The 6000-nt window shown below is 72.3% G+C and carries 5 protein-coding genes; 1 reads left to right on the plus strand and 4 read right to left on the minus strand.

The annotated features are described in order from the left end of the window. Nucleotides 1-77: 77 nt before the first annotated feature. The 4 genes from Q7F20_RS10350 to Q7F20_RS10365 form a co-directional block, all read right to left on the minus strand. Nucleotides 78-1196, minus strand: a complete 1119-nt coding sequence (locus Q7F20_RS10350; protein WP_305740006.1) for a heparan-alpha-glucosaminide N-acetyltransferase domain-containing protein — start codon at nucleotides 1194-1196, stop codon at nucleotides 78-80. 19 nt (nucleotides 1197-1215) lie between these two features. Continuing rightward, complete coding sequence (locus Q7F20_RS10355) at nucleotides 1216-2598, minus strand: FAD-dependent oxidoreductase (RefSeq protein ID WP_305740007.1); 1383 nt, start codon at nucleotides 2596-2598, stop codon at nucleotides 1216-1218. 86 nt (nucleotides 2599-2684) lie between these two features. Continuing rightward, nucleotides 2685-3764 (minus strand): polyprenyl synthetase family protein, encoded by a 1080-nt coding sequence (locus Q7F20_RS10360; RefSeq protein ID WP_305740008.1) that lies wholly within the window; start codon nucleotides 3762-3764, stop codon nucleotides 2685-2687. Nucleotides 3765-3797: 33 nt separating this feature from the next. Then, on the minus strand, nucleotides 3798-4589 hold the full coding sequence (locus tag Q7F20_RS10365; RefSeq protein WP_305740009.1) for a demethylmenaquinone methyltransferase: 792 nt from the start codon (nucleotides 4587-4589) through the stop codon (nucleotides 3798-3800). A gap of 59 nt (nucleotides 4590-4648) precedes the next feature. On the opposite strand from Q7F20_RS10365, the gene Q7F20_RS10370 reads away from it, so the two are divergent. Next, entirely contained in the window at nucleotides 4649-5908 is a 1260-nt protein-coding gene (locus Q7F20_RS10370) for an isochorismate synthase MenF (RefSeq protein ID WP_305740010.1), read from the plus strand. The last annotated feature ends 92 nt before the right edge of the window (nucleotides 5909-6000 follow it).

Genomic DNA, 6000 nt, shown 5'->3' on the forward strand with positions numbered 1-6000 from the left:
TGCGAGGTTTCGTCTTGCGTGGGAGGGCGCGCGCCTCCCACATTCCACGGAACCTCGCACGGTACAGAGCGCGGCGGTCAGAGCGGGTCCGGCACCAGGCGGGTGAGCCGGGCGGTCACGCGTTCGAGCGGACCTCGCCCGAGGAACCGCCTCCACAGCATCGCGAACACGATCGAGCCGAGCGCGAACCAGCCCCACGCCGCCGTCGAGTCCGGGTACTCCGGCAGCACCGCCAGCACGACGAGGTGCCCCGCGTACACCGTGAGCGGCATCGACCCCACCGCCGCGAGCGGGTACCCGAGACGACGCACGACCTCGCCCCGCCCGTCGAACACCAGCGTGCAGAGCGCGATGACGGCGACGGCCACCCCCGCCGTCCCGACGACGTCGACGATCGACGAAGAGTGGTCGCGCGGGGACAGGAACAGCTGCGCCGTGGCCTGCGCGGCGGTACTCCCCTCGCCCGCGTACGGCACGCCGGGGAACGCGAACGCGGCATCAGCCGGTACCGGCGCGACCACGTTGCCGACGAGGTAGGCGGAGAAGGCGACCACTGCGCCGGACGCGAGGAGGACCACCTGGGTGCGCCGCGCCTCCAGTCCCGCCCTGGCGAGGGCGAGACCGACCAGGACGTACGCCAGGAAGGTGACGACGGGGTAGACGAGGCCGAGCTGGACCTCCCACATGCCCGCGCCCGCGTACAGCGGGGCGACACCGAGGGCGACCACGGGCGACAGTACGGCGCACAGCGCAGCGAGCAGCAGCAACCAGCGCGCCCGGACGCGGAGCACCGGGATCGCCAGGAGGAACAGCACGCCGTACGTCGGCAGGATCACGTAGACCGGGGTCTGCAGCGCCATGAGCAGCAGACCGATCGCGACGACGACGAGTGCCCGGATCGCGAGCCGGGCCCGGACCCGACCGATCTGCGGCGGCCCGGGCGGCGCCGACCGACCGCTCGTCAGTCCGATCGAGACGCCGGCGAGCACCGCGAACAGCGACGACGACCGGCCGTGCGCGACGGCCGCCCACGTGCTGGGGTCGGTCCAGTCGACCTGGTCGGCGATGCCGCCCACGTGGGTCGCCATCATGCCGAACAGCGCCAGGGCACGGGCGACGTCGACGCCCTCGAGACGGCCGCCGGAGACGGACACGCCCCGCAGCGCGGTGGGCGGTGCGGGGCGTGCGGTCGTCATGGCGTTCGCGGCGTGCCGGTCAGCTCGTCGCCGAGCCCGTGCGGGCGTCGATGCGTCCGAGGGACACGTCGACCATGTCCTCGCGCGGGACGACCTTGATGCGTTCACGGCCCTCGGCCTCGCCCAGGGCGAGCTCGTGGGCGTCGAGGTTGTGCCAACCGTCGAGGTCCGTGTACTCGACGCCCCGCTCGGCGAGCAGGGCCGGGATGGCCCCCTCGGAGGGGTCGGCCGGCGTCCACCAGCTCGCCTGGTCGTTGACGATGTGCTGCACGGTCTCCATCGCGTCGGACTTGGTGTGTCCGATCAGCCCGACGGGGCCGCGCTTGATCCAGCCGGTCGCGTAGACGCCCGGGATCTGCTGGTTGTCGTCGTCGAGGACCTGGCCCTCGTGGTTCGGGATGACGCCGTGGCGTTCGTCGAACGGGACACCGGGCAGCGGCGAGCCGAAGTACCCGACCGCGCGGTACGCGGCCTGGATCGGGATCTCGCGGATCTCCCCGGTGCCCTCGACCCCGCCCTGGCCGTTCGGACGGGTGCGCTCGTACCGGATCGCGGTCAGCTTGCCGTCCTCGCCGACGAACTCGAGCGGTTTCGCGTAGAAGTGCAGGTGCAGGCGGCGGCTCGCCTTGCCGGTCTCACGAGTGCGCCACTGCTCGAGGACGCGGTTCATCACCATGACCTGCTTGTTCGTGGCGATCGCGGTCTTCGAGGCCTCGTCGTGGTCGAAGTCCTCGTCGTAGACGATCATGTCGACGTCGCGGAGCTCGCCGAGTTCGCGGAGCTCGAGCGGGGTGAACTTCACCTGCGCCGGGCCGCGACGGCCGAACACGTGCACGTCGGTGACGGGCGACGCCTTGAGCCCCTCGTACACGTTCGCGGGGATCTCGGTCGGCAGCAGGTCGTCGGCGTGCTTCGCGAGGATGCGCGAGACGTCGAGCGCGACGTTGCCGTTGCCGATCACCGCGACGCTCGAGGCAGTGAGCGGCCAGGTGCGCGGGACGTCGGGGTGGCCATCGAACCAGCTGACGAACTCGGCGGCGCCGAACGACCCCTCGAGGTCGACGCCTGGGACGTCGAGGTCTGCGTCCTTGATCGCACCCGTCGAGAACACGACCGCGTGGTAGTGCTGCTTGAGGTCGTCGAGCGTGATGTCCTCACCGAAGCGGACGTTGCCGAACAGCCGCACGACACCACGGTCGAGCACGTCGCGCAGCGCGTTGATGATGCCCTTGATGCGCGGGTGGTCCGGAGCGACGCCGTACCGGACCAGGCCGTAGGGTGCAGGCAGTTGCTCGAACAGGTCGATCGACACGTCGTGGCCGTGCGCCTCGCGCAGCAGGATGTCGGCGGCGTAGATGCCGGCAGGGCCTGCGCCGACGATGGCGACTCGGAGGGTGGGCACTGATCGTCTCCAGTTCGTTCGGTTGGGGTTCCGGCGGACGCTTCGTTCGGGTGGGGTACTCCGTCGATGGCCGCGGAGGTCCGGCGCTAGCGGCTGCGTTCGACGACGGACTCGGCGAAGCGGACGAGCGCCCGCTTCACGGTGCCGTCCGGCAGTGGTGCGAGGGCATCGACGGCGTCCGTCGCCCAGCGGACCGCGACGGCACGGGTGGCGGCGGTCGCCTCGTGCTCGCGCAGGGCGGCCACGGCGGACTGGTACGGCGCCGAGTCGACGACGTCGTCCGGTGCGGCGTTCACGTCGCGCTCGATGCGGCCGAGCAGGTCCACCGCGTCGGGGGCACCGGTCGCGGCGAGACGCTTGAGCTGCAGCAGTGGCAGGGTGTCGACGCCGGCACGGAGGTCGTTGCCGGCGATCTTGCCGGTCTTGGCCTTCGCGGGGGCGAGGTCGATCACGTCGTCCACGAGCTGGAACGCCACGCCGACCTTCTCGCCGAAGGTCCCGACGGCGTCGAGGTACGTGCGGTCCGCGCCGGAGAACATCACGCCGGCGCGGGCGGCCGTCGCGATGAGCGACCCGGTCTTGTCGCTGAGCACCTGGATGTAGTGCTCGACCGGGTCGTCGTCCGGCTGCGGACCGGTCGTCTCGTGGAGCTGGCCCATGCAGAGCCGCTGGAAGGTCTCCGCCTGCATCCGGATGCCCTCGGTCCCGAGGTCGGCGGTGATGAGGCTGGCGCGCGCGAACAGCAGGTCGCCCGTGAGGATCGCGACGTTGTTGCCGTAGGTCACGTGTGCCGCGGGGACACCGCGTCGGACGGGCGCCTCGTCCATCACGTCGTCGTGGTAGAGCGACGCGAGGTGGGTCGTCTCGATGCTCACGGCGGCCTTGACGACCGCGTCGGTGACCCCGTCGCCGAGCTGCGCGATGAGGAGCGTCAGCGTCGGCCGGATCCGCTTGCCCCCGGCCGACAGCAGGTACCGGCTCGTGGTGTCGGCGAGTGTGTCGGTCGAGCGCATGGCTTCCTCGAGCCCCTGCTCGACGAGCTCGAGGCCGTCGTCGACCGCGGCGATGAACCGGCGTTCCGCGGGCGAGGCGAACAGTCGCTCGCCGATGCCCAGCGATGCGCGGAGACTCGGTGCGCGACGTGCGACCGGGACGCTCGGATTCAAGTGCTGCTCCGTGTTCGGGGGTGGAGGGACCGGTCAGGCGTCGGTGGGGTCGACGCTCGGCTGCTCACCGGTGTGCTGGTGCTCGCGGCGTGCCTTGGCACGTCGGGCGACGGACTCGCGGACCTCGCCCGCGACGGGCTTGCGACCGCGGTGGAGTGCGACGATACCCGCCGTGAGGTTCCGGTAGGCGACGACCGAGAACCCGACGCCCCGCAGCCACTGGCTGAGGACCTGCTGGTCGGGCCACGCCTCGATCGACTCGGCGAGGTAGCGGTACGCCGCCGGGTTGCTGCTGGACAGTCGTGCCACGCCCGGGAGCACGCGCTTGAGGTACGCGCCGTACCCGAACCGGAGCAGGGCGAGCGGCGGCGTGGAGAACTCGCAGATGACGACGCGGCCGCCGGGCTTCAGCACCCGGAGCATCTCGCCGAGGGCCTGCATCGGGTCGTTCACGTTGCGCAGCCCGAACGAGATCGAGACCGCGTCGAAGGTGTCGTCGTCGAAGGGCAGCTGCTCGGCGTCGCCCTCGACGAAGGTGATCTCGGGATGCCGTTCACGGCCGACCGCGATCATGCCCGCCGAGAGGTCGAGCGCGGTGACCTCGGCACCCTTCTTCGCGAAGGCGGCGGCACTCGTGCCCGTCCCCGCGGCGATGTCCAGCACCTTCTCGCCGGGCTGGGGGTCGACCGCGCGGACCGTCGCGACACGCCACAGTGGGGCGTTGCCCGCCGAGAGGATGTCGTTCGTGAGGTCGTACTTCGCGGCGACGTCGTCGAACATGGCCGCCACCTCGTCCGGCCGCTTGTTCAGGTCCGCTCTGCTCACCCACAACATCCTAGAGGTCGTGCCCGGACGTTCCCCGCGCGGCGCGTACGATCTGTCGGGTGACCCGAACCACCACGGCGGCCCCTCCGCTGACGGTCTCGACCCGGATCCTCGACGACCCGGGCGCCGTCCTCCGCCACACCCTCCGGGACAGCCCGCTCGCGTTCGTCCGGAACGGCGACGGGATCGTCGGCATCGGCGAGGCCGTGCGGTTGACCTTCAGCGGCCCGGAGCGGATGCGCGAGGCCTCGGCGGCCTGGCGCTCGCTGGTCCGGGACGCCGTGGTCGACGACCCGGTGCAGCTGCGCGGCACCGGACTGGTCGCGTTCGGTTCCTTCGCGTTCGCCGACGACTCGACCGAGACGAGCGTGCTGATCGTGCCGCGCGTCGTGATCGGCCGACGACGTGGCAAGGCGTGGCTCACCGCCGTCGACACCACGATCGGCCCCGAACCACTCGCCTTCACCCGCACGTCCGTCCCGGTGCCGCACGTCGGCGGGCACGTGTCCGTCGCGCTGCGTCCCGGTGCCATCGACGAGGACGCGTACGCCGCGGCGGTCGCCGACGCCGTCCGTCGGATCACCGCCGGCGAGGCCGAGAAGGTGGTGCTGGCACGGGACCTCGTCGGGACCCTCCCCGAGGGGGCAGATCAGCGGGCCGTCCTGCTCGACCTCGCCGAGGCGTACCCGCAGTGCGTCACGTTCGCGGTCGACGGGATCGTCGGCGCGACGCCGGAGACGCTCGCCCGGACCGACGGCACCCGTCTCTCGGCGCGCGTGCTCGCGGGCAGCGCTGCGCGCGGGACCGATCCGGTGTCCGACCGCGCCGCCGCCGAGGCCCTCGCCGCGAGCGCCAAGGACGTGGAGGAGCACGGCTTCGCCATCAAGAGCCTGTTGGCTGCGCTCGCCCCGATCGCGTCCGACCTCCGCGCCGACCCGGAACCGTTCCGGTTGCAGTTGCCGAACCTGTGGCACCTCGCGACCGACGTCCAGGCGACGTTGCCCGTCGGGACGACCTCGCTCGACGTCGCCGACGCCCTGCACCCGACCGCCGCGGTCGCGGGGACCCCGACCGACGTGGCCGTCCGGCTCGTCTCCGAGCTCGAGGGCGTCGACCGCGGGCGCTACGCCGGACCCGTCGGGTGGCTCGGGGCGAACGGCGACGGCGAGTGGATGCTCGCGCTCCGGAGTGCCCGGATCACCGCGGACGGCACCGTCCGGGCGTGGGCCGGCGCGGGCATCGTGGCCGGTTCCGACCCGACGCGCGAGGTCGCCGAGACCGCCTTGAAGTTCCGCCCGATCACCGACGCGCTCGCCTGAGCGTCGCCAGCGCGGAAGCGCTGCCGCGGCGGCCCGGGCGGGTCGTGGCCGACTCCCGCCACCCGCGGCCGAGCCCGCGCCCGGTCACGGCC

The organism is Curtobacterium sp. A7_M15, assembly GCF_030705415.1.
In the GTDB taxonomy this organism is placed as follows: Bacteria; Actinomycetota; Actinomycetes; order Actinomycetales; family Microbacteriaceae; genus Curtobacterium.